This window comes from Streptomyces sp. NPDC020747 (assembly GCF_044334695.1).
Classification (GTDB): domain Bacteria; phylum Actinomycetota; class Actinomycetes; order Streptomycetales; family Streptomycetaceae; genus Streptomyces.
Map to the genome: position 1 here is coordinate 34,054 of NZ_JBIRTJ010000010.1, position 21,441 is coordinate 55,494.

The 21,441-nt window shown below is 71.4% G+C and carries 22 protein-coding genes and 1 pseudogene; 10 read left to right on the plus strand and 13 right to left on the minus strand.

Annotated features, from left to right (window positions below; genetic code table 11):
* Nucleotides 1-42: 42 nt before the first annotated feature.
* Nucleotides 43-204 carry a hypothetical protein gene (locus ACH4YP_RS25305; protein ID WP_388478260.1) on the minus strand — a complete coding sequence of 54 codons (162 nt, stop codon included), beginning with the start codon at nucleotides 202-204 and terminating at the stop codon, nucleotides 43-45.
* Entirely contained in the window at nucleotides 204-989 is a 786-nt protein-coding gene (locus ACH4YP_RS25310) for an SDR family NAD(P)-dependent oxidoreductase (protein WP_398492641.1), read from the minus strand. The genes ACH4YP_RS25305 and ACH4YP_RS25310 overlap by 1 nt, the downstream gene beginning before the upstream one ends.
* A gap of 211 nt (nucleotides 990-1,200) precedes the next feature.
* Here ACH4YP_RS25310 and ACH4YP_RS25315 point away from each other — a divergent pair, with 211 nt between their 5' ends.
* Nucleotides 1,201-1,689: a hypothetical protein gene (locus ACH4YP_RS25315; RefSeq protein WP_398492642.1), complete on the plus strand. Its 489-nt coding sequence runs from the start codon at nucleotides 1,201-1,203 to the stop codon at nucleotides 1,687-1,689.
* Nucleotides 1,690-1,748: 59 nt separating this feature from the next.
* On the opposite strand, the gene ACH4YP_RS25320 is transcribed toward ACH4YP_RS25315, so the two are convergent.
* Complete coding sequence (locus ACH4YP_RS25320) at nucleotides 1,749-2,594, minus strand: DUF6597 domain-containing transcriptional factor (RefSeq protein WP_398492644.1); 846 nt, start codon at nucleotides 2,592-2,594, stop codon at nucleotides 1,749-1,751.
* A gap of 180 nt (nucleotides 2,595-2,774) precedes the next feature.
* Here ACH4YP_RS25320 and ACH4YP_RS25325 point away from each other — a divergent pair, with 180 nt between their 5' ends.
* A complete protein-coding gene (locus ACH4YP_RS25325) occupies nucleotides 2,775-3,896 on the plus strand; it encodes an LLM class flavin-dependent oxidoreductase (RefSeq protein ID WP_398492645.1) in 1,122 nt (373 codons plus the stop codon).
* Nucleotides 3,893-4,576, plus strand: a complete 684-nt coding sequence (locus ACH4YP_RS25330; RefSeq protein WP_398492647.1) for an FMN reductase — start codon at nucleotides 3,893-3,895, stop codon at nucleotides 4,574-4,576. The genes ACH4YP_RS25325 and ACH4YP_RS25330 overlap by 4 nt, the downstream gene beginning before the upstream one ends.
* 263 nt (nucleotides 4,577-4,839) lie before the next feature.
* Here the strand turns inward: ACH4YP_RS25330 and ACH4YP_RS25335 are convergent, their stop codons facing one another.
* Nucleotides 4,840-6,105, minus strand: coding sequence for a glycosyltransferase family 4 protein (locus ACH4YP_RS25335; RefSeq protein WP_398492979.1), 1,266 nt, complete (start codon nucleotides 6,103-6,105; stop codon nucleotides 4,840-4,842).
* A gap of 191 nt (nucleotides 6,106-6,296) precedes the next feature.
* Here ACH4YP_RS25335 and ACH4YP_RS25340 point away from each other — a divergent pair, with 191 nt between their 5' ends.
* Both ACH4YP_RS25340 and ACH4YP_RS25345 read left to right on the plus strand, forming a co-directional pair.
* Nucleotides 6,297-7,004, plus strand: a complete 708-nt coding sequence (locus ACH4YP_RS25340) for a response regulator transcription factor (protein ID WP_361063607.1) — start codon at nucleotides 6,297-6,299, stop codon at nucleotides 7,002-7,004.
* Nucleotides 7,005-8,504: an ATP-binding protein gene (locus ACH4YP_RS25345; RefSeq protein WP_398492648.1), complete on the plus strand. Its 1,500-nt coding sequence runs from the start codon at nucleotides 7,005-7,007 to the stop codon at nucleotides 8,502-8,504. It abuts the gene before it with no gap.
* A gap of 57 nt (nucleotides 8,505-8,561) precedes the next feature.
* Here the strand turns inward: ACH4YP_RS25345 and ppk2 are convergent, their stop codons facing one another.
* The gene (gene ppk2 / locus ACH4YP_RS25350; RefSeq protein ID WP_361063601.1) at nucleotides 8,562-9,455 is read right to left on the minus strand and encodes a polyphosphate kinase 2; all 894 of its coding nucleotides are present in this window, start codon (nucleotides 9,453-9,455) and stop codon (nucleotides 8,562-8,564) included.
* Between the two features lie 48 nt (nucleotides 9,456-9,503).
* On the minus strand, nucleotides 9,504-9,800 hold the full coding sequence (locus ACH4YP_RS25355; RefSeq protein ID WP_361063598.1) for a hypothetical protein: 297 nt from the start codon (nucleotides 9,798-9,800) through the stop codon (nucleotides 9,504-9,506).
* 231 nt (nucleotides 9,801-10,031) lie between these two features.
* On the opposite strand from ACH4YP_RS25355, the gene ACH4YP_RS25360 reads away from it, so the two are divergent.
* Both ACH4YP_RS25360 and ACH4YP_RS25365 read left to right on the plus strand, forming a co-directional pair.
* Complete coding sequence (locus tag ACH4YP_RS25360; protein ID WP_398492650.1) at nucleotides 10,032-10,829, plus strand: ABC transporter ATP-binding protein; 798 nt, start codon at nucleotides 10,032-10,034, stop codon at nucleotides 10,827-10,829.
* 5 nt (nucleotides 10,830-10,834) lie between these two features.
* Nucleotides 10,835-12,145 carry an FtsX-like permease family protein gene (locus tag ACH4YP_RS25365; RefSeq protein WP_398492652.1) on the plus strand — a complete coding sequence of 437 codons (1,311 nt, stop codon included), beginning with the start codon at nucleotides 10,835-10,837 and terminating at the stop codon, nucleotides 12,143-12,145.
* Between the two features lie 88 nt (nucleotides 12,146-12,233).
* Here the strand turns inward: ACH4YP_RS25365 and ACH4YP_RS25370 are convergent, their stop codons facing one another.
* Nucleotides 12,234-12,983 (minus strand): transglutaminase domain-containing protein, encoded by a 750-nt coding sequence (locus ACH4YP_RS25370; RefSeq protein ID WP_361063590.1) that lies wholly within the window; start codon nucleotides 12,981-12,983, stop codon nucleotides 12,234-12,236.
* A 243-nt stretch (nucleotides 12,984-13,226) separates the two neighbouring features.
* Here ACH4YP_RS25370 and ACH4YP_RS25375 point away from each other — a divergent pair, with 243 nt between their 5' ends.
* The gene (locus ACH4YP_RS25375; protein WP_361063587.1) at nucleotides 13,227-14,042 is read left to right on the plus strand and encodes an SAM-dependent methyltransferase; all 816 of its coding nucleotides are present in this window, start codon (nucleotides 13,227-13,229) and stop codon (nucleotides 14,040-14,042) included.
* Nucleotides 14,043-14,094: 52 nt separating this feature from the next.
* Here ACH4YP_RS25375 and ACH4YP_RS25380 read toward each other — a convergent pair whose 3' ends face one another.
* Both ACH4YP_RS25380 and ACH4YP_RS25385 read right to left on the minus strand, forming a co-directional pair.
* Nucleotides 14,095-15,591, minus strand: a complete 1,497-nt coding sequence (locus ACH4YP_RS25380; protein WP_361063584.1) for an MFS transporter — start codon at nucleotides 15,589-15,591, stop codon at nucleotides 14,095-14,097.
* Nucleotides 15,592-15,788: 197 nt separating this feature from the next.
* The gene (locus tag ACH4YP_RS25385; RefSeq protein ID WP_361063581.1) at nucleotides 15,789-16,814 is read right to left on the minus strand and encodes an Lrp/AsnC family transcriptional regulator; all 1,026 of its coding nucleotides are present in this window, start codon (nucleotides 16,812-16,814) and stop codon (nucleotides 15,789-15,791) included.
* 115 nt (nucleotides 16,815-16,929) lie between these two features.
* Here ACH4YP_RS25385 and ACH4YP_RS25390 point away from each other — a divergent pair, with 115 nt between their 5' ends.
* The gene (locus ACH4YP_RS25390) at nucleotides 16,930-18,510 is read left to right on the plus strand and encodes an AbgT family transporter (RefSeq protein ID WP_398492655.1); all 1,581 of its coding nucleotides are present in this window, start codon (nucleotides 16,930-16,932) and stop codon (nucleotides 18,508-18,510) included.
* Between the two features lie 50 nt (nucleotides 18,511-18,560).
* Complete coding sequence (locus tag ACH4YP_RS25395) at nucleotides 18,561-19,793, plus strand: M20 family metallopeptidase (protein ID WP_398492657.1); 1,233 nt, start codon at nucleotides 18,561-18,563, stop codon at nucleotides 19,791-19,793.
* 167 nt (nucleotides 19,794-19,960) lie between these two features.
* On the opposite strand, the gene ACH4YP_RS25400 is transcribed toward ACH4YP_RS25395, so the two are convergent.
* The 4 genes and pseudogenes from ACH4YP_RS25400 to ACH4YP_RS25415 all read right to left on the minus strand — a co-directional run bounded on the left by ACH4YP_RS25400 (nucleotide 19,961) and on the right by ACH4YP_RS25415 (nucleotide 21,400).
* Entirely contained in the window at nucleotides 19,961-20,152 is a 192-nt protein-coding gene (locus ACH4YP_RS25400) for a hypothetical protein (protein ID WP_361068392.1), read from the minus strand.
* Nucleotides 20,153-20,165: 13 nt separating this feature from the next.
* Nucleotides 20,166-20,315 (minus strand): annotated as a pseudogene (locus tag ACH4YP_RS25405) (aminoglycoside phosphotransferase); the annotation flags it as partial.
* 10 nt (nucleotides 20,316-20,325) lie between these two features.
* Nucleotides 20,326-20,517: a hypothetical protein gene (locus tag ACH4YP_RS25410; protein WP_361068395.1), complete on the minus strand. Its 192-nt coding sequence runs from the start codon at nucleotides 20,515-20,517 to the stop codon at nucleotides 20,326-20,328.
* Nucleotides 20,518-20,683: 166 nt separating this feature from the next.
* Nucleotides 20,684-21,400, minus strand: a complete 717-nt coding sequence (locus ACH4YP_RS25415) for a TetR/AcrR family transcriptional regulator (protein WP_398492658.1) — start codon at nucleotides 21,398-21,400, stop codon at nucleotides 20,684-20,686.
* Nucleotides 21,401-21,441 lie beyond the last annotated feature (41 nt).

Below are 21,441 nucleotides of genomic sequence, written 5' to 3' on the forward strand. Positions count from 1 at the left end.
CGCGCGTGGCCGCGCGAATCGTGGGCGCGTTCTCGGGCGTGCCTACTTCGCGTGTGTCACCGCGTAGATCATCACGAACGCCACCAGGTGGATGCCGAAGAGGAAGTACGCGAGATACCACCAGACGTAGCGTTCGTCCTTCTTCTCCTGGGCCAGGCGGCGTTGTTCCTGGTCCCGCTGAGGGGTGGGTTCGGCGTCCGGCACTACAGCTCCCTGTGGACCTTTGTGTTGGAGGCCTGGGCGCGGGGGCGTACGACGAGGAGGTCGATGTTGACGTGGGAGGGGCGGGTGACCGTCCAGGTGATGGTGTCGGCGACGTCTTCGGCGGTCAGGGGTTCCGCCACGCCGGCGTAGACGTTCGCGGCCTTGTCCGTGTCGCCGCCGAAGCGGGTCAGGGCGAACTCGTCCGTCTTGACCATGCCGGGGGCGATCTCGATGACGCGGACCGGGGTGCCGACGATCTCCAGGCGGAGGGTCTCGGCCAGGACGTGCTCGCCGTGCTTGGCGGCCACATAGCCCGCGCCGCCCTCGTACGTGCCGTGTCCGGCGGTCGAGGAGACGACGACCACCGTGCCGTCGCCGCTCGCGGTCAGGGCGGGCAGCAGGGCCTGGGTGATGTTCAGCGTGCCGATGACGTTCGTCTCGAACATCTGGCGCCATTCGGCCGGGTCGCCGGACGCGACCGGGTCGGCCCCCAGCGCGCCGCCCGCGTTGTTGACGAGGACGCCGATCGTCCTGAAGGCGGTGGCGAACTCGTCGACGGCCGCGCGGTCCGTGATGTCCAGCGCGTACGCCGTCGCCTGGCCGCCCGCCGCGCCGATCTCCTCCGCGAGCGCCTCGATACGGTCCTTGCGGCGGGCGGTGAGGACCACCCGGTAGCCCGCGGCCGCCAGCTGCCGGGCCGTCGCGGCGCCGATTCCGCTGCTCGCGCCCGTGACGACGGCGATGCGGGAGGCGGCGGAGGGCGCGGCGGATGCGGCGGCGGTCATGGGCTGCTCCTCGGGGGAGGGTGCGGGCGAGGCCGTGGTGCGGGGCCGCCGCTCGCTCGTACGGTCGATTGCTTCACCGGCCAGGATAGGCGGGCGGGCCGGGGCGCCTCGTCCGGCGTCTCACCTGATGGGCGGCGCCTGTCGCGTGGCCCAGGTGGCATACATCCGTTGACGTACGGGGACATGCGGGTCGACGCGGAGGACATGACACATGCGGATTCGGATTCTTTGTGGGCTGGGTGCGGCTGTCCTGGTGGCCCTGGCCTCTCCGGCTGCCACGGCGGCACCGATTGTGGATGCGGCCTCGGTCGTGGCGCCCGAGGCCGATCTCGCCTATCACGGGCACCTGTCGATGACCGGCGGGCGTGTGGACCTGCGGATGACCCCGCAGAACCACGGCCCCTCCGGTGTCGCGGAGGCGACCGTACGGCTGCGGTGGTCGGTGCCGCTCGCGGACGAGCAGGGGCTGCCGGCCGGGTGCGCGCGGACGGAGGCGCGGACGGTGATGTGCCGGACGGGGGTGCTTCCCGCGGACGGGTGGGGGGAGTCGATCACCATGGCCGTACGGCTGAGGGGGGCGCCCTCGGAGGTGACGCTGGGCATCGACACGGTGTGGGGCGGCGGCGCGGTGGACCGCAACCACCACAACGACCGGCAGGAGGTGCTGGTGCTGGACACCGGGGACACGTATGTCTTCTAGGGGGCGGCCCGTTGCGGTTCGGCCGTGGGCCGGTGGGCGCGAGCCCCGCTACAGCGCCCTCAGCGAGTGCTCTGGGCGTACGCCGTCGGGGGTACCCCCACTGTCGTTGTGAAGTCGCGGATCAGGTGGGCCTGGTCCGCGTAGCCGAGGTCCGCCGCGAGGGCGGCCCAGTCGGTGGTCGGGGTGGACTCGGCGTGCTCCAGGGCCTCGTGGATGCGGTAGCGGAGGATGATCCACTTGGGGCCCACTCCGACGTACGTGGAGAAGAGGCGCTGCATCGCTCGTACGGTCATGCCCTGGGCGCGGGCGAAGTCGGCGACGCGGCGGATCGTGCGGTCGGTCCGGATGGTGTCGACCAGGGCCATCGCCAGGTCGGCGCGGGGGTCGGGGGCCGGGGCGAGGCCCAGCAGGAACGTGTCGAGCGCTGCCACGCGGGCGGTCTCGTCGGGCGGGGTGAGCACGGCATCGAGGTTGCTCCGGGCGGCGGGGAGTACCTCCGCCAGGGGCAGGCGCCTGCCCGTCCACTCCGACACCGGGTGCCGCGGGGCGAAGGGGTGGAAGCTGCCGGGCCGGAACTTGATGCCGCACACCCGGCCCCGCCCCTCCAGCTTCTGTGTGAAGAGCCCGAGCTGGATGCCCGCGAACTCTACGAAGGGGTCCTGGCCCTCGAACTGCTGGAAGACGATGTGGACCGCGGGGTGCGGGACCACGTGTGACACGTACGGCTCGGGGAGGTCCCAGTCGATCAGCCAGTAGTGCTCCACGTGGCGGCGGAGGGGCTCGGCGGGCTCGGGGCGGCGGAAGTCCACATGCGTGAGGAAGTCCGCGGCGTCGACGATGCCTCGGGTGTCGCGGCTGGTGTCGCGGTCGGTGTCACGGCTGGGGTCACGGCGTGGGGCGGCCATATCGGGATGGTAGGACGGGGCACTGACAACGGCGCGGGGCGCGTGTGGCCGGGGCCGTGTGCCGCGGTACTCGCGGTGTCGGAGGCGGGGAATAGCCCGGCGGGGTCCATCGTTGGCGGTATAGTTGAATCGTAAACAACCTGAGTCGTGAACAACCTACCAGCGGAGGATGAGGCAACCATGCAGTTCGGGATCTTCAGCGTCGGTGACGTCACGCCCGACCCCACCACGGGTCGTGCGCCGTCCGAGCACGAGCGGATCAAGGCCATGGTCGCCATCGCGCGGAAGGCCGAGGAGGTCGGGCTCGACGTCTTCGCGACCGGCGAGCACCACAACCCGCCGTTCGTGCCGTCGTCGCCGACCACCATGCTCGGCTGGATCGCCGCACGCACCGAGAAGCTCATCCTCTCCACCTCCACCACCCTCATCACCACCAACGACCCGGTGAAGATCGCCGAGGACTTCGCGATGCTCCAGCATCTGGCGGACGGGCGCGTGGACCTGATGATGGGGCGCGGCAACACCGGCCCGGTCTACCCCTGGTTCGGACAGGACATCAGGCAGGGCATCAACCTCGCCGTCGAGAACTACGCCCTGCTCCACCGGCTGTGGCGCGAGGACGTCGTCGACTGGGAGGGCAAGTTCCGTACGCCGCTGCAGTCGTTCACCTCGACGCCCCGGCCGCTGGACGGCGTGCCGCCGTTCGTCTGGCACGGTTCGATCCGCTCGCCGGAGATCGCCGAGCAGGCCGCGTACTACGGCGACGGGTTCTTCCACAACAACATCTTCTGGCCGGCCGACCACACCAAGCGGATGGTCGAGCTGTACCGGTCGCGGTACGCGCACTACGGGCACGGCACGGCGGAGCAGGCGATCGTCGGGCTCGGCGGCCAGGTGTTCATGCGCAGGAACTCGCAGGACGCGGTGCGGGAGTTCCGGCCGTACTTCGACAACGCGCCGGTGTACGGGCACGGGCCGTCCCTCGAGGACTTCACCGAGCAGACCCCGCTGACGGTCGGCTCGCCGGAGCAGGTGATCGAGAAGACGCTGGCCTTCCGGGAGTACGCCGGTGACTACCAGCGTCAGCTGTTCCTCGTGGACCATGCCGGGCTGCCGCTGAAGTCCGTACTGGAGCAGCTCGACATGCTGGGCGGGGAGGTCGTGCCCGTGCTGCGCGAGGAGTTCGCGAAGCGGCGGCCGGCCGGCGTGCCGGAGGCGCCTACGCACGCGGCGCGCGTTGCCGCCGCGGCAGCGGCAGCGGCTGACGCCGACGCCGTCGGCAAGGAGGTGACCTCGTCATGAAGCTGGTCGTCGTCTCGGCGGGGCTGAGCGTTCCGTCGTCCACACGGCTGCTGGGTGACCGGCTGGCCAACGCCACGGCCGAGCGCACCTCGGCGGACGTCCGGGTGGTGGAGCTGCGTGACCTCGCGGTCGAGATCGCGCACAACTTCACCAACGGCTTTCCCGGGCCCGCGCTGGGTGCCGCCCTGGACGCGGTGGCCTCGGCGGACGGGCTGATCGTCGTCACGCCGGTGTTCTCCGCCTCGTACAGCGGGCTGTTCAAGTCCTTCTTCGACGTGCTGGACCCGGACGCGCTGACCGGGAAGCCCGTGCTGGTCGCGGCGACCGGGGGGTCGGCTCGTCATTCGCTGGTCCTGGAGCACGCGCTGCGGCCGCTGTTCGCGTACCTGCGGGCGGTGGTCGTGCCGACCGGGGTGTACGCGGCCTCGGAGGACTGGGGTGCGGAGGGGCTCGTCGAGCGGATCGACCGGGCCGCGGGGGAGCTGGCGGGGTTGATGGGCGGTCTGGCGGCGGGGCGGACCGAGTCGGCCGGGGCGCTCACGCCGGAGCCGGCCCCGCACACTGCCGTGCCGGCCCCGCACGCCGCCGTGCCGGCCGCGCGACGGACCGACCGTGTACGCGAGGGCGGCTTCGAAGTGATCCCCTTCGAGCAGCAGCTCGCCGCGTTGCGACCCGAGTAGCGAGTAGCGAGCAGGGCTCGTGGTGGTGCCGCACCGGCCGGCCGGGGGTGCTGGGGGCGTCCTCCGGCCGGCCGGGCGGAGTTGTGGGGTGCCACGGGCCGTGTCCCCCCGACGAGCCGCCCGCCGTGCGAAAACGGGCGGCTCGTCGCACCGGGCCGGGAAGCCGGGCGGGCCGGTGTGGGAGCCGGGCGGTCCTGGGGGACTGGGAACCCGTGTGGGCCGCCCGGCGTACTGGATGTGACGCGGCCCCGGGAGGCCGGGCGTCACGGCCCCGCGGGTCTCGTGCTGTTGACGGGGGTCCGGGGGGTCGGCGGGCGGCGGAATCGGCGGGTCTGGCGGCGGGCCCAGCCCACCGCGCGGACCCGGCGCCGGGTCCAGGCGCGGCGGACGCGGGTCGCCTTGAGTTCGGTGAACAGGGCCTCGTAGCGTTCGACGATCGGGTCGGCGTCGTAGCGGTGGGAGCTCCGCAGGGCCGCCTCGCCCATCGCGTGCCGCAGTGGCTCGTCGGTGATCAGGTCGAGCATCGCGTCGGCGAGGGAACGGGCGTCGCCCAGGGGCGTCAGACGGCCGTCGACGCCGTCCGTGATGATCTCGGCGGGGCCCAGCGGGCAGTCCGTGCTGATCACCGGCACCCCGCAGCGCATCGCCTCGACCAGGGTCATCCCGAACGACTCCGCGTCCGAGGCCGAGACCAGCATCGCCGACTTGGCGAACTCCGCCTCGATCGGCGTACGCGGTCCCATGAGGCGGGCGTGCCCGGCCAGGCCCAGGCCGTCGATCAGGTGCTGGAGGTGTTCGCGCTCGGGGCCGCCGCCGAAGATCCGCAGCTGCCAGTCGGGTTCCTTCGAGGCGACGGCGGAGAACGCCTCGATCAGCAGGTCGAAGCGTTTGCCGCGGACCAGGCGGCCCGCCGCGGTGATCACCTTCGTCGTGTCGTCGCGGGTGATCCCGACCGGCGCGGGCACCATGTTCGGCACCGCGGCGACCCGGACGCCCGGCAGCGGCATCCGCCGGCGGTACACCTCCGCGTCCGCCTCCGTCGTCGTCACCACCGCGTCCAGCGAGCGGTAGGAGCGGCCCAGGACACCCCGCAGCCGCTTGCTGTGCGCGTCGTGGCGCAGATGCTCCTGGGCGATCCGCAGCGCCCGGCGCGGGGCGAACCGGGCCACGTACACGTTGATGCCGGGCCGCGTACCGATCACCACGTCCGCGTCGCAGCCCGTCAGATAGTCACGGGCGCGCAGGTCGGTGAGGAGCGTGTACTGCTCGTAGCGCTTGTCCGAGGCGGGGAAGTCGACGGCCGGCCGGGCGTAGGACGGATCCGTGAGGTCCTCGCTGCCTTCCCGTTCGTCCACCAGCGGGACCACCGTGATCCGTGGGTCCACGGTGAACCTCGGCTCGTCCCGGTGCCGCCTCATCGACACGATCTCCACGTCGTGCCGCGCGGCGAGCGCCGTCGCGAGGTTGAGCGTGGTGCGGACGGTCCCTCCGATGGCGTACGCGTTGTGCAGAAGGAACACGATCCTCATGCGCTCGGTGGTCTCCCTACGTTTCATGCGGTGCGCTGCCTCCCCGTTGCGGCGCTCGCCCCCGGCATCGTGGACACAGTGGCTGGGCGAGGTAAGCCACTGGTCCCGGCAGGGTGAGAGCCGGGTAAGAGGCCCGGCCGTACCCCTCTCCAGCAGGTAGTACGTACAGCATGGCTTGGCAGACTGGTCCCGTGCCCCAGAATCTGCTGCTCGCCGAGGACGACCGCGCGATCCGCCATGCCCTGGAACGGGCCCTGACCCTGGAGGGATACGCGGTCACGGCGGTCGCCGACGGTGTCGAGGCGCTCGCGCAGGCCCACCGCACCCCACCCGACGTGCTCGTTCTCGATGTGATGATGCCGGGCATCGACGGCCTCCAGGTCTGTCGCGTCCTGCGTGCAGAGGGCAACCGCACCCCCATCCTCATGCTCACCGCACTTGTCGAGACCGCGGACCGCATCGCCGGTCTGGACGCCGGAGCCGACGACTACGTGGTAAAGCCCTTCGACGTCGAGGAGGTCTTCGCCCGGCTCCGGGCCCTGCTCCGGCGTACGGGCGCCCCCGTCGACGTACCCAGTGAACCGCCGCGCATGCCCGACGGCCAGATCGTCGCCGCGGGGCTGCGCATCGATCCGCAGGCCCGTCGCGTGTGGCGGGGCCCGCACGAGGTCGAGCTCACCCGCACCGAGTTCGACCTGCTGGAACTGCTCGTCCGCAACGCGGGCATCGTCCTCGACCACACCACCATCTACGACCGCATCTGGGGCTACGACTTCGGGCCCGGCTCCAAGAACCTCGCCGTGTACGTCGGCTACCTGCGGCGCAAGCTCGACGAGCCGGGAGCGCCCTCCCTGATCCACACGGTGCGCGGTGTGGGGTACGTGCTGAGGGAGGACTGAGTGCGCTCCGGCGGCGCGCGCCTGAGGCGCTGGGTGGCGCGGGCCCGGCTGTCCTCGCTGCGCACCACCTTCACGGTGTCGTTCGCGGCGGTGGCGGCCGTCGTCACCGTCCTCGTCGGGTTCCTGTCGTACGACGCCGCCGCCCGGCTCGTACGCGTCGACCAGCAGACCGTGTTCGAGGGTGTCGTGCAGGACCTGCTCGACGAGGTGCGCCACAGCGGGCTGACCGCCGCCGACTTCGCCACCGCGGACGCCGACGGCGGCCCGCGCGACGAACTCATCAGGCCCAGCGGCACGGTCGTACAGGTGCTCGGACCGGACGCGTCGGTCGTCGACCGGGGTCATCCGCCGCTGCCCGTAGGCGCCGACGACAGGCGGACCGCTGCCGCGCGGCCCGCCGGGCAACTGGTGGAACACCGTGACGTCGACGTCGGCGACGGCATGTACCGGGTTGCCACCGTCTCGCTCGGCGAGGGGCGGGGCGCGGTGCAGATCGCGCAGGAGTTCAGCGACACCGAGGACCTGCTGCGCGAACTCCAGCAGCGGACCGTGCTGCTGGTGGCCGCCGTCGTGATCGCCGCCGGTCTCTTCGGCTGGTGGCTGGCCCGGCGCATCACCTCGCGGCTCGTCCGGCTCGCCGGGGCCGCGGAGGACGTGGCCCGCACCGGGCGGCTCGGCATCCAGGTGCCGGTCGCCGGATACGACGAGGTGGCGCGGCTCGGCCGTTCCTTCGACCGGATGCTGGGCCGCCTCGCCCAGTCCGAGGAGGACCAGCGGCGCCTCGTCCAGGACGCCGGCCATGAACTCCGTACGCCCCTGACCTCCCTGCGCACCAACATCTCGATGCTCCGCCGGATCGACGAGCTCCCGCCCGCCGTCCGCGGCGAACTGGTCGCCGACCTCGCCCAGGAGTCCCGCGAACTCACCGACCTGGTCAACGAGTTGGTCGACCTCGCGGCCGGCCAGTCGGACCGGGAGCCGCTCCGGCGGGTGGCCCTCGCCGACATCGCCGAGGACGTGGCGGTGGCGGCGCGGCGGCGGACGGGCCGGGCCGTCACGGTGCGGGTGTCCGGCGACACGGCGGTCGACGGCCGGCCCGGCGCGCTGCAACGGGCGCTGTCCAACCTCGTGGACAACGCGGCGAAGTTCGACCGGGGCGGGGGCGAGCCGATCGACATCGTGGTGACGGGAGCGGGGACGCCTGTGGGCGCGAGCGCCGGTGCCGGTAGTGGTGTCGGATCCGGGGCCGCCGTCCGCGTCGAGGTTCTCGACCGTGGGCCCGGTATCGCCGAGGAGGACCTCGATCGGGTCTTCGACCGCTTCTACCGCGCGCCGGACGCCCGGAGCCTGCCCGGCTCGGGCCTCGGGCTGTCGATCGTCCGCGAGGTGGCCGCCGCCCACGGCGGAGCCCCGTTCGCCCGACGCCGGGAGGGCGGGGGGTCGGCGATCGGGTTCACGGTGAGCGGGGGCGACGGGGGCGACGGGGGCAGCGGGGGCTGAGGTGTCCGCGTACGCCTTCGGACCACTGCCGGTGCCAAGCGCCCCACCGCGAGCCCCCTACCAGCCCTCCTGCAACTCGTCGTCCTCGCCCGCCTCCAGGAGGGTCGCCGCCGCGCCGACTATCCGGGGGTCCGGCTTGCCGACCACCTCGTCGTCCTTGCCGGTGTAGTCGAAGCGGGCCAGCACGCTGCGCATGGCCTCCACGCGGGCCCGCTTCTTGTCGTTGCTCTTCACCACGGTCCAGGGGGCCTGCTCGGTGTCCGTCTCGCGGAACATGGAGACCTTGGCGGCGGTGTAGTCGTCCCAGAGGTCGAGGGACGCGAGGTCCATGGGGCTGAGCTTCCACTGCCGTACGGGGTCGACCTGCCGGATGGTGAACCGGGTGCGCTGCTCGCCCTGCGACACCGAGAACCAGAACTTCACCAGGTCCACGCCGTCATCGACGAGCATCCGCTCGAACGCGGGCGCCTGCCGCATGAAGCGCCGGTACTCGTCGCCCGTGCAGAAGCCCATCACCCGCTCCACACCGGCCCGGTTGTACCAGGACCGGTCGAAGAGCACGATCTCCCCGGCGGTCGGCAGATGCTCGACGTACCGCTGGAAGTACCACTGTCCGCGCTCGCGTTCCGTCGGCTTCTCCAGGGCCACCACCCGGGCACCGCGCGGGTTGAGGTGCTCGGTAAAGCGCTTGATCGTGCCGCCCTTGCCGGCCGCGTCCCGCCCCTCGAAGACGACGACGAGCCGGCGCCCGGTCTCCTTGATCCAGCTCTGCAGCTTCAGCAGCTCGATCTGCTGCAGCCGCTTGTGCCAGTCGTACTCGCCGCGCTCCATGCGCTGTGTGTACGGGTAGTTCTCCCGCCAGGTGTCCACCGCGCTGCCGTCGGGGCGGATCAGCACCGGGTCGTCGTGGTCGCTGTAGTCGACGCGCATGTCACTCAGCAGCTCGGTCATCTCTACTCCCCGGGAGGATCAGTGGAACTGCGGTCTCCGTGACGCGGCTCAGGCGGCGGTGCCGACCCCTGCCGGCGCGGTGCTGCGGACGCCGACCTCGTGGGTCGCGTTGACGTCGGACGCGTGCACCGGGTCGCGGCGCGACATGACCACGATGAAGGAGGCGACGGCGAGCGCGAGGAGCGCGATCCCCACGATGCCGAAGTTCCCGCCGTGCGTCACCACGCTCGCGGAGAGACCGCCGACCGGCGCGGCGGCGGGAAGTGTCACCAGCCACGCCACCACCATCCCTCCCGCCGTGCCCCACCGCACCTCGGCGAGACGTCTGCCCGTCGATGCAAGCAAGCCGAGGCGTACGGGCGGCGAAGCGGAGGCAAAGGGTACGCATGCGTGTGGTCATGCCACCTGCAAGTCCGCTGCTCCGGGGAGTTCTTCCGCCGGGGGCGGTGTCGCTGAGTACACCCCCCGATACGGGTTCTGCGCCCAATGTGCCCGCCCCGCGTTCTCCGTAGCGTCTTCGGCGGGGCACAGGAAGTGCCCGGACAGCGGGGCACGGACGGTGCCCGACGGAGGCTGATGACGATGTTCCGCCGAACCGATCGACGCAACCACGAGCACGGCACGGGCCCCGCCGCCGAGGCACTGCGGCTGGTCAAGGTCACCAAGACCTACGGGGGCGAGGAGAACGCGGTGACCGCCCTCGACGGGGTGACGCTCGCCCTGCCGCGCGGCACGTTCACCGCGGTGATGGGGCCCTCGGGCTCCGGTAAGTCCACGCTGCTGCAGTGCGCGGCCGGACTCGACCGGCCCGACAGCGGCATCGTCGTGGTCGACGGCGCCGAGATGACCGGCGGCACCGAGGCCGAGCTGACGAGGTTCCGGCGCAACCGGATCGGCTTCGTCTTCCAGCAGTACAACCTGCTGGACACCCTCACCGTCGCCCAGAACACCATCCTGCCGCTCAAGCTCGCCCGCCGCCGCGTCGACCGGGCCCGGGTGGCGGAGATCCTCACCGCCGTCGGCCTCGGCGACCGCCTCGGCCACCGGCCCGACCAGCTCTCCGGCGGCCAGCGCCAGCGCGTCGCCATCGCCCGCGCCCTGGTCACCGAGCCGAGCGTGATCTTCGCCGACGAACCGACCGGCGCCCTGGACACCCGCAGCGCGCGGGACGTCCTGCGGCTCCTCCAGGAGGCTGTACGGGTCCACGGCCGTACGGTCGTCATGGTGACCCACGACCCGGTGGCGGCCTCGTACGCCGACTCCGTGCTGTTCCTCGCGGACGGCCGGCTCGCCGGTGAGATGCGCCGGCCGACCGTGGACGCGGTGGCCGAGCGCCTCGCGCACCTCGGCGACGACGTGATGGCGGGGGTGTGACCGTCATGTTCGCTCTGGCCATGCGTTCCATCCGGCAGCGCCCCGGTCGCTTCGGCGCGACGCTGCTGTCCGCCTTCCTGGGCGCGGCGATCATCATGACCTTCAACTCGATGCACGACACTGCGGGCGCGAAGGGCGTCGACTCCACCAGCGCGGAGAGCCTCTCCACCGCGGCGGGCGTCGTCGGCGGCTACGGCACGCTCCTGGTGTTCTTCGCCGTCGCCTCCACCCTGACGGTGAACGTCCGTCAGCGCTCCGCCGAGATCGAGCTGTTGCGCTGCTCCGGCGCGACCCCCGCACAGATCAAGCGGATGGTCGTGGGGGAGTCGGTCGCCGTCGCCCTGGTCGGCGCGCTGCTCGCGATCGGTCCCGCGATGCTCGGCGGACGGCTGCTGCTCGACCTCTTCCAGGACAGCGGGCAGGTCGCCGAGTCCGTCGACTACTCCTTCGGGACGATCGCGCTGCTCTCGGGCATCGACATCACGGTCCTCGCGGCGGCGGGCGCGGCGTTCCTCGCGGTGCGCCGAGCCACCCGGAAGACCGCGCCCCGCGGCAGGGGACGTTCGTTCTTCGTCCGCGCGGCCCTGGTCCTCGGCGGTCTGTCGGTCTGCTCCACCTTCGCGTTCTCCTCGACCGCCGCCGCGCTGATGGCACCGGCCGCGTACGGTTCGATCCTGCTCGCGGTCGGCTTCGCGCTGCTGTCGCCGAAGCTGCTGAGGGCCCTGCTCGACCGGCTTCCTCCGATGGGCCCGAGCGGCTATCTCGCCGTACGCACCATGCGGGAGCGTGCCGCGCAGCTGTCCGGGGTCCTCATGCCGTTGATCCTCTTCACCGGTATGGCGACGGCGACCCTCTACATGCAGGCCGTCGAGAACGACGCCATCGACGCCTCCGGAGTCCCGAAGTCCATCGACGCCAAGAACCTCGAAACGCTGAACCTCGTGGTCGTCGGCATCATCGTGGTCTTCTCCTGCATCATGCTGATCAACTCGCTGTACGCGGCGACCACTTACCGGCGCCGGGAGTTCGGCCAGCAGCGGCTGGCGGGGGCGACCCCCGGGCAGGTCCTCGGGATGATCGGCATCGAGTCCCTGGTCCTCACGGTGACGGGTGTCTTCTTCGGTACGGCGGCCGGGCTTGCCGGGATCATCCCCTTCGCGATGGTCCGCACTGACTCCGTCCTTCCGGACGAGGGCCTGGGCGTCTGGCTGGGGATCGTGGCGGTCGCGGGGGCGGCGGTGCTGGTGACGAGCCTGGTGACGGCTCGGCGGGCACTGCGGACGCCGGCGGTCGGGGCGGTTTCGCTGGCCGCTTGAACTGGACCGGACTGGACTGGACCGGACCGGACCGGACCGGTGGGCGTGGGCAACCGCTTCGGGCGGTTGCCCACACCCCTGAAGGGGCTCAGGCCCCAGCACTCCATCTGCCCAGCACCGGCTCGGTCATCGTGCGGGCCGCGAAGCACAGGGTCTGGCCGTGGTCGGTGAAGAGGGTGTCGCGGGAGTCGAAGTGGCCGAGGTCCGTCCGGACCTGGGCCGACAGGTCGCAACCCCCACCGGTGGCGCCGCAGGCCGTCGCGCCGCCCCAGTCGACCGTCGTACGGGCCACGGCGTCGAAGAGCGTCTCGCCGCCCCGGTTGGTGAACGCGCCGTCGCCGCCGGCCTTCCCGAACAGCTCGCCGATCGGCACCCAGGCGCCCTCCAGCCGGAACTCCGGCCAGGCCAGCAGCACCTGCTTGGGCACCAGGGGCTTGAGCCGGGGGAACCGCGGATACCAGAAGACGCCGTCGACGAGCAGGCCCTGTACCCGCGTGCGGATGCCCACGGCACGGGCGACCGCCTCAAGGACCGCCATCCGCTGACTGCACGAACCGCGCCCCAGCCGCAGAGTCGTCGAGACCCGCCGCCGGTCCTCCACGGAGTACACCGGCCGGATCTCCCGCGCGATGATCCCGTGTGCCACGCGCAGTGTCTCGGGTGCGGAGGCCCGCCCCCGGACCCGGTTCACCAGGGCCGTGGCACCCGGATCGGCCCAGTCCAGGATCTCGGTGGCCCGCGTCGAACCCCGTACCTCCGGTGGCCGGGCCACCCGCCGTACGTCCGACCGTGCCGCCCGTCCGGCGCTCCGGTACGGCATCAGCAACCGGCTGGTCATGGTCGCCCACCCCCGCTTCTCTCCACGACTTCCGCCATCATCACACGCCCCGCCGGCCGGCCCGGAGGGTGGCACACGGCCGTGCGATCGCCCTTGGACCGCCCCGCGCGCGGCCTCGGTACGCGGGTCGGCGCGCGAAGTGCGAAAAGGCGTACGTATCTTGGAGATTGGACCCTGATCGGTGAATCTTGAACCTTATGTTTGTGCGTGTCCGTACACGCCTTGGATGAGAAGACGGTGCCCATGACCGACCACGAGAGCTCGACCGGCCCGGCGGCGAGGCAGAGAATCGACACCTCCGTGCCGCACTCGGCGCGGATCTGGAACTACTGGCTGGGCGGCAAGGACAACTACCCCGTGGACGAGGAGGCCGGCGACGCCTACACGGCCGTCTTCCCCGGCATCGTGACCATCGCCCGCAGCAGCCGCGCCTTCCTCGGCCGCAGCATCCGTCATCTGGTGGAGGAGGCGGGCGTCCGGCAGTTCCTGGACGTCGGTACGGGCCTGCCGACCGTGGACAACACCCACGAGGTCGCCCAGCGCCTCGCGCCGGAGTCCAGGATCGTCTACGTCGACAACGACCCGCTGGTCCTCGCCCACGCGCGCGTCCTGCTGACCTCCTCGAAGGAGGGGGCCACCGACTACGTGGACTCCAGCCTCTACGAGCCGGACCTCATCCTGGCGGAGGCCGCCCGGACCCTGGACCTCTCCCGCCCGACCGCCCTGATCCTCAGCGGCATCCTCGGCCATGTCGCGGACTACGACCGGGCCCGCACCCTCGTCGGCACCCTCGTGGACGGACTCCCGTCGGGCAGCTACCTGTGCGTCAACGACGGCTCCCGCGGCACGGACCCGGCGTACGAGGCGGCCCAGGACGGCTACAACGAGACCGGCGCGGTCCCGTACTTCCTGCGTCCCGTCCCCCAGATCGAGGCGTTCTTCGAGGGCCTCGAACTCGTCGAGCCCGGCGTCGTCTCGGTCCCGCTGTGGCACCCGGAGAAGACGGACCCGGCCCCGGCGCCGATCGGCCAGCACGGGGGACTGGGCCGCAAGCCCTGACCCGACGACTGTCCGGACGCCCAGGCGCCTGGGCGTCCGGACACGGGGAGCGTTACGCCTTCACTCCGGCGGCCTCCGTGACCGCTGCCTGGCCCCCGCCGGTGTCCCCGGCCGGAGACACCGGCTGCGCGGCGGTCCGCTGCCGCGGCAGGAAGGCGGCGAGCACCAGCGCGAGGAGCGCCGCACCCGCACCGATCGCCATGACCACCTTGAAGCCGTTCTCGGAGGGCAGTGCGACCGAGCCGAGGTCCGTGGTCATCTGCGCCAGTACGACACCGGCGAGGGCGCTCGCGAACGACGTACCGATGGACCGCATCAGGGTGTTGAGGCTGTTGGCGGCGGCCGTCTCGGAGGCGGGCACGGCGCCCATGATCAGTGCGGGCATCGCGCCGTAGGCGAAGCCGACACCGGCGCCGATGACGCAGGAGACCAGGATGAGGTGCCAGACCTCGGACATCAGCAGGATGTTCAGGCCGTAGCCGGCGGCGACGACGGCGGCACCCGTCATGAGGGTGATCTTCGGCCCCCTGGTCCTGGTGATCGCGGCGGAGACCGGCGCCATCGCCATCATCACCAGCCCCTGCGGGGCCAGCACCAGACCGACGGTCATCATGGACCTGCCGAGGCCGTAACCGGTCTGCTCGGGCAGCTGGAGCAGCTGCGGAAGCACCAGCGACATCGCGAACATCGAGAAGCCGAACGCGATCGAGGCGAGGTTGGTGAACAGCACCTGCCGGCGGGCGGTGGTCCGCAGATCCACCAGCGGCTGGGACGTACGCAGCTCGTAGAAGCCCCACGTCACCAGCACGATTGCCGCGACGGCGAACAGGCCGAGCGTCGTGCCGCTGCCCCAGCCCCAGTCGGCGCCCTTGGAGACGGCCAGCAGCAGGGAGACCAGCGCGGCCGACAGACCGAGGGAGCCGACCAGGTCGAAGCGTCCGCCGGTACGCACCTTCGACTCGGGCACGATCGTCAGGACGAGCGCGAAGGCGACGGCGCCGAGCACCGCGGAGACCCAGAACAGCACGTGCCAGTCGTAGTTGTCGGCGATGAACGCGGCGGAGGGCAGACCCAGCGCGCCGCCCACGCCCAGCGAGGCGCTCATCATCGCGGTGGAGCCGGCGAGCCGTTCGGAGGGCAGCACGTCACGCATGACGCTGATGCCGAGCGGGACGACACCGGCCGCCAGGCCCTGCAGCGCCCGGCCGACGATCATCGGGACCAGTGAGTCGCTGAACGCGGCGACCACCGAGCCGCTCACCAGCAGGACGATGCTGACCAGCAGCATCCGCCGCTTGCCGAACATGTCGCCCAGGCGCCCGACGACCGGGGTCGCGACGGCGGCGGCCAGCAGGGTGGCGGTCACCGCCCAGGCGGCGTTCGACGCCGAGGCGTCCAGGTACTTCGGCAGCTCCGGGACGATCGGGATCACCAGGGTCTGCATCAGCGAGACGACGATTCCGGCGAAGGCCAGGACCGCCACGACGGCGTTCGACCTCGGCCGGGCGGAATCCCCGGCCTCCGCGGATCGGACAAGGGCGTCGGACATCGTGCTGCCTCCGTCGGAAGGGACATCGGATTTGCTTGACTTACTCAACGATATGCAGGATTGATTGACTTACGCAAGTGGATTCGGCCGACGGTGCCGCAAAGACAGGGCAAAGGGGGGAGGGGGAAGGGGAGGGTGCTTTGTGCTGCCTGGTGCCGCTCGGTGTCGCCCGGTGCTGCTAGGTGCCGCTCCGTGTCTCAGAGCAGCGTCGGTGCGTGGAACGTGCCGAGGCCCGAGGCCAGGTCGCGGTCCAGCCAGTAGCGGCGAGGTTCGGCGAGCATGACGTCGACGCTGACGGTGAGGACGCCGGGGATCCTGGCGAGTTCGTTGTCGATGAAGAGCGCCAGGGCGGAGCGGTCGGCCACCAGGCCGGTGGCGAGGACGGACAGGTCGCTGGCCACGTGGGCGGCGAGTCGGGTCTGGGGGAGCAGGTCGATGCGGCGCATGACGTCGGGGGTCTCACCGGGCGCGATCCGCAGGCGGAGCACGAAGGGCGTCTGGAAGCCCAGCCAGTCCGACACGATCTCCAGGCGTGGCTGGACCCATCGCTCGTCGAGGACCCGGCGGACGACCCGGTGCGCGGTGGAGGTGGCCAGGCCCGCGGCCCGGCCGATGCTCGCGGCGGAGGCCCGGCTGTCCTGGAGCAGCAGGGCGACGACGGTGCGTTCGGCCTCGCTGAGGGGCTTGGCGGGGGGTGTCGCGGTCGCCGTGCCCTCGGGCCGGGTGCCGGTGAGTGCGAGCAGCTCGGCCCGTTCGGTGCCGGTCAGGAACTGCGGGTCCCAGGTGATGCCCCGGCGCAGGGTGCTGAGCGCGGGCAGGGCCTTGACGCGGCGGACGCCGGGCACGGAGAACATCCGGTCGATCGCCTCGCTGGTCGCTGCCTCGGAGGGGGCGTGCACGACGGCGTAGAGCGGGTGGTCGCCGGAGATCTGCGCGAGGAGCTGAAGGTGGGGCAGGTCGCGGAGCCGGTCGAGGACTGCCAGTGGGGTCTCGCCGGTGATGTCCAGGAAGACGTGGACCGGCATCGCCGTGGAGTGCATGCCCCAGTCGGCCTGCCCGATCACGCGGACCATCCGGGCCTCGTGCAGCCGGTCGTAACGGCGCTTCAGCGTGCCGGCGTCGGCGGACAGGATCGCGCCGATGTCGTCCCAGGTGGCCCGGGGCGCCAGGTGCAGTGCCCCGATCAGGCGCCGGTCGAGCTCGTCGAGGAGAGGGCGGGTCATAGCGCCCCACCTTAGACTGCCGATTAATCCCACTGTTACATCGGCGGTATAGAGAATCTCTCATCTGGATGCCATTGTTCGCGGGAACATCCCTCACATGCGCGAAGAGGTACCGATGAGTGCCACCTCTGCCCAGCCACAGCCGACCGGTCCACAGCCCACCGGGCAGCCGGCCGAGCCCCGGTCGAGAGCCCTGCGGGCCGCGTTCCGGGGCTTCGCGGCGATCGAGAAGGTCGGGAACAGGCTCCCCAACCCGTTCTGGCTGTTCTGGATCCTGGCGGGGGTCGTGATCGTCCTCAGCGCGATACTGGCGGCGGCCGGTACCGGCACCGTGCACCCCGGAACGCACGAGACGATCGAGGTCCGGAGCCTGCTCAGCAGGGCCGGGCTCACGACGATGGTCGAGGGGGCCGTCGAGAACTTCGCGACCTTCCCGCCGCTGGCCACGATCCTCATCGTGGGCTTCGGCATCGCCGTCGCGGAGGCGAGCGGGCTGTTCACGACCATGCTGCGCCGCATGGTCGCCCGAGTGCCGGGCAGGTACCTCACCTTCGCGCTGTCGATGACGGCGATGGTCGCCCACGTCGCAGGCGACGCCGCGTACGTCACGCTCATCCCGCTCGGGGCGCTGGTCTACCGCGCCGCCGGCCGCAGCCCGGTGCTCGGCTGCATCGTCGCCTACGTCTCCATCTCCGCCGGGTACGACGCCTCCCCGGCGATCACCACGACCGACGTGCTGCTGTCGTCGATCTCCACCGCCGCGGCCCACACCATCGACGCGGACTACGTCGTCACCCCGGTGGCGAACTACTTCTTCGCGCTCGCCTCGTCCGTCCTCGTGGCCCTGGTGATCACGCTCGTCGTCGACAAGGTCCTCGCCCGCCGCTCGGACCTGGAGCCCGACGAGCCGGTCACCGCGCTGACCGCCGACGAGCTGAAGACGATCGAGGTGACCGAGCAGCAGCGCCGCGCGCTGCGCGTGACCGGGCTGGTCGCGCTCGGCTTCGTCGCGCTCTCGGCGGCGTCCCTCGTCCCGTCCTCCTCACCGCTGCGCGGCGAGAACGGCTCCATCGTCGAGTCCCCGCTGATCACGGGCATGTCGCTCGTCCTCTTCCTGTTCTTCACCCTCCTCGGCTGGGTCTACGGCCGGATGACGGGCACCTTCCGTGCCCCCGCCGACCTCGTCGACGCGCTGGTCGAGGGCACGCGCACGTACGCCCCGATCCTCGTTCTCTTCTTCGCGATCTCCCAGTTCCTCGCGTACTTCAAGTGGACGAACATCGGCAACGTCATCGCCATCGAGGGCGCGCAGACCCTCAAGGACCTGCACCTGGGCGGCTGGACCGTACTGGTCGGCATCGCCGTGCTCATCACCTTCATGAACCTCGTCATCACCAGCGGCTCCGCCCTGTGGGCCCTGGCCGCTCCGATCCTCGTACCCATGCTGATGCTCATCGGCATCGAGCCCGAGACCACCCAGGCCGTCTACCGCGTCGCCGACTCGGTCACCAACTGCGTCACCCCGATGAGCCCGTACTTCGCGATGGCGCTCGGCTTCATCCAGCAGCACAAGAAGTCCGCCGGCATCGGCACGCTGGCCTCCTTCACGATCCCGATCGCCGCTGTCGTCTGGGTCGCCTGGGTCGCGTTCTTCGTGGCCTGGTACCTGCTGGGCATCCCCCTGGGCGTCGGCTGACGCCGCTCTCCCACAACAGCCCCCCACGCCTCCGTACGAGAAAGAAGACCATGACCGCATCGCCCGCTGCCGCCGCTCTCACCGCCCGCGCCGAGGAGGTCTCGCCGGAGATCGTCGGCGACATCCTGACCCTCGTCCGCCAGGAGACCAGCAGCTACGACCTGCCCGGCCTCGCCGCCGGCCTGGACCTCCTGCGCGAACTGACCGTCCAGCGGCTGGGGCGACCCGACCAGGAGCACCGCTACCCGGGGGGCGAGTGCGGGGACACGCTCACCCTGACGTACGCGGGTACGGGCGCCGGCACGGATATGGGTACCGGTACGGGCACCGGTACTGGCGTCGGGGCCGGGCACGTCCTGCTCGTCGGCCACTACGACACCGTGTGGCCGACCGGGACGCTCGCCGGATGGGAGCAGCCGGGGGCGTCCGAAGACGGGCGGGAGAAACTCGGCGGACCGGGCATCTTCGACATGAAGACCGGCCTGGCCCAAGGCATCTGGGCCCTGAAACTGGCCAGGGAGAGCGGCGCACCCGTGCCCACCGTCACCTTCCTCTTCAACGGCGACGAGGAGATCGGCTCGCTGTCCTCGCGGCCGGTGATCGAGGAGGTCGCGCAGAAGGCCGACGTCACGCTGGTGCTGGAGCCGACCGCCCACGGCGCGGTCAAGACCGCCCGCAAGGGCACCGGGATCTTCCAGGTCACCGCCACCGGCGTCGAGGCGCACGCCGGGCTCGCGCCCCAGGACGGGGCGAGCGCGATCACCGCGCTGTCGGAGTTCGTGGTCGCCGCTGCGAAGGTCGCCGCGCCCGACCGGGGCACCACGATCAACACCGGGCTCTTCAAGGGCGGTTCGGCCATCAACGTGGTCGCCGGTCAGGCCACCGCGGGCGTCGACATCCGGGTCGGCAGCGAGGCCGAACAGGCCCGTGTGGACGCCGAGTTGGACGCCATCGAGGTCAGCGACCCGCGCGTCCGCATCGACATCGACCACGCCTGGAACCGGCCCCCGATGACCCTCAACGCCGCCTCCGCCCCCCTCCTCGACCTCGCCCGCGAGGTCGCCCGCGAGCAGGGCCGCGCCTCCTTGCCCGACGCCGCCGTCGGCGGCGCCAGTGACGCCAACTTCGTCGCCGCACTCGGCCTGCCGGTGCTCTGCGGCATGGGCGCGGTCGGCGACGGCGCCCATGCCCAGGGCGAGTTCATCTACCCGGACACGGTGCCTGCGCAGACGGCGCTGGTGGCGGGGTTGCTCGGACGCTTGGCGCGGCCGTTGCGAGGCTGAACGCCCAGGCGGGATCAAGGGCCGAACTTCGCGGCCTTCCTGGGAGGACAGTCAGGCGGTGGCGGCCCCATGGCCCCCATGGCCCCATGCGGGTGGGCGCGGGTGGATGCGGGTGGACGCGGGCGGGCTCGCGTCGGGGAGCAGCCGGCCGCGCCTCAAGTGGTGCCTCACGGCTGCCGCAGGACACCGGGTGGCCCGGGCCCGGCTCCACCCGCCGCCGCCTCCAAGGCGGTGATCCCGCTGCGGACCGCCACAGCCACCTCGTCGAGCAGCCGACGTTCACGCACCCGCCAGTCCGCCTCGATACGGAACGGGTCCCCCTTGAAGCGGGGGAAGACATGCAGATGGACGTGGAACACCTCCTGGAAGGCCGCGGAGCGCCTGCCGTGGCCCGGCCTCCAGTAGATGCCAGGCGCTCACGAGATCCAGGGAAGGGCCAGCCGGTCCGAAGCCGCCGACGTCGAGAATCCCCGCAAGCCGGTTCGCGGACACGAACACGTTGCCGGGGATCAGCACATCGTGTGCAGCAGCGTCAGGCCAGTTCTGTGGCCAAGGCGTGTAGAGCGGGGACGAGTTCGGGATGGTCTCCACGCGACGCCGACTGCGATAGCTCCGTGACGACGATGATCTGCGCGACGCGTCCTGGTTCCGTCATGAGCACGGGAAACGTCTGGCGGACGCCGTGGGCGAATCCGGGCACGAGAAGCGCGTACGCCAGGAGCATGGCGGTGTCGTATCCGGCCGGTGCGCGGCTTATCTAGATCCCACACTGATATGCGCAGGTCAGACGGATGCGGCTGGCTGAGGGGCGTGAGGTCAGTATCGTCCACGCAGGCGGTCATCGGTGAGCGGCCTGCCTTCAGGTGGGGGTGTCGCCGATGTAGTTGGGGTCAGCGTGCGCGCTCGTCGATGAGGACGGCCAAGCCGTCCAGGATGCGCTGCAGGCCGAACTCCCATGCCTGGTCCTGGCCGTGGGATTGGGCTGCTGAAGTGAGGGCTGCGGTGAGGGCGGGGAATCGCTCGCCGTGTGCCTGCATCAGGTCGCCGAGAATGGAGCCCAGTTGGGCCTCGGGGTTGCCCGCCGGGCCTGTCGCACGGGCCTGCTGGGTGATACCGCGTACGTGACCGACCAGTAGGACAGCCGCGTCCATCCGTTCGGCGCCGCTGAGCTTCGTGCCGTCCAAGGCAGAGACGGCACGCTCCAGCCAGGACAGCTCCGCGGGTCCCATGATCCGCGGCCCCACGGTCGCGTCCAGTGCCCAGAGGTGCTGGCGAAAGGCGTGAATCAGCTCGCGGGCCCATTCCTCCAGTTGCTCCCGCCAGCCGCTGTGTCGCACCCTCACCTGCGGGTACGGGCCGATCGCGGCGTCCACCATCAGAGCGACCAGCTCAGCCTTGCCCGGCACGTACCGGTACAGCGCCATCTTGGTCACGCCCAGTCGCGCGGCGACGCGCTGCATGGACACATCGGCCAACCCCTCCGAGTCGGCGATCTCGATCCCGGCCCGCGCGATGCGGTCCAGGTCGAGTGTCGGCCTGGGCCCCCGTGCGGGCTTGGAGTGCGGCCCCCACAGCAGCCGCACCGCCTCGGCGCGCTCGTCACCCATGTCCGCCGCCCCTCCTGACCGACCTTGCCGAATCAACTGTG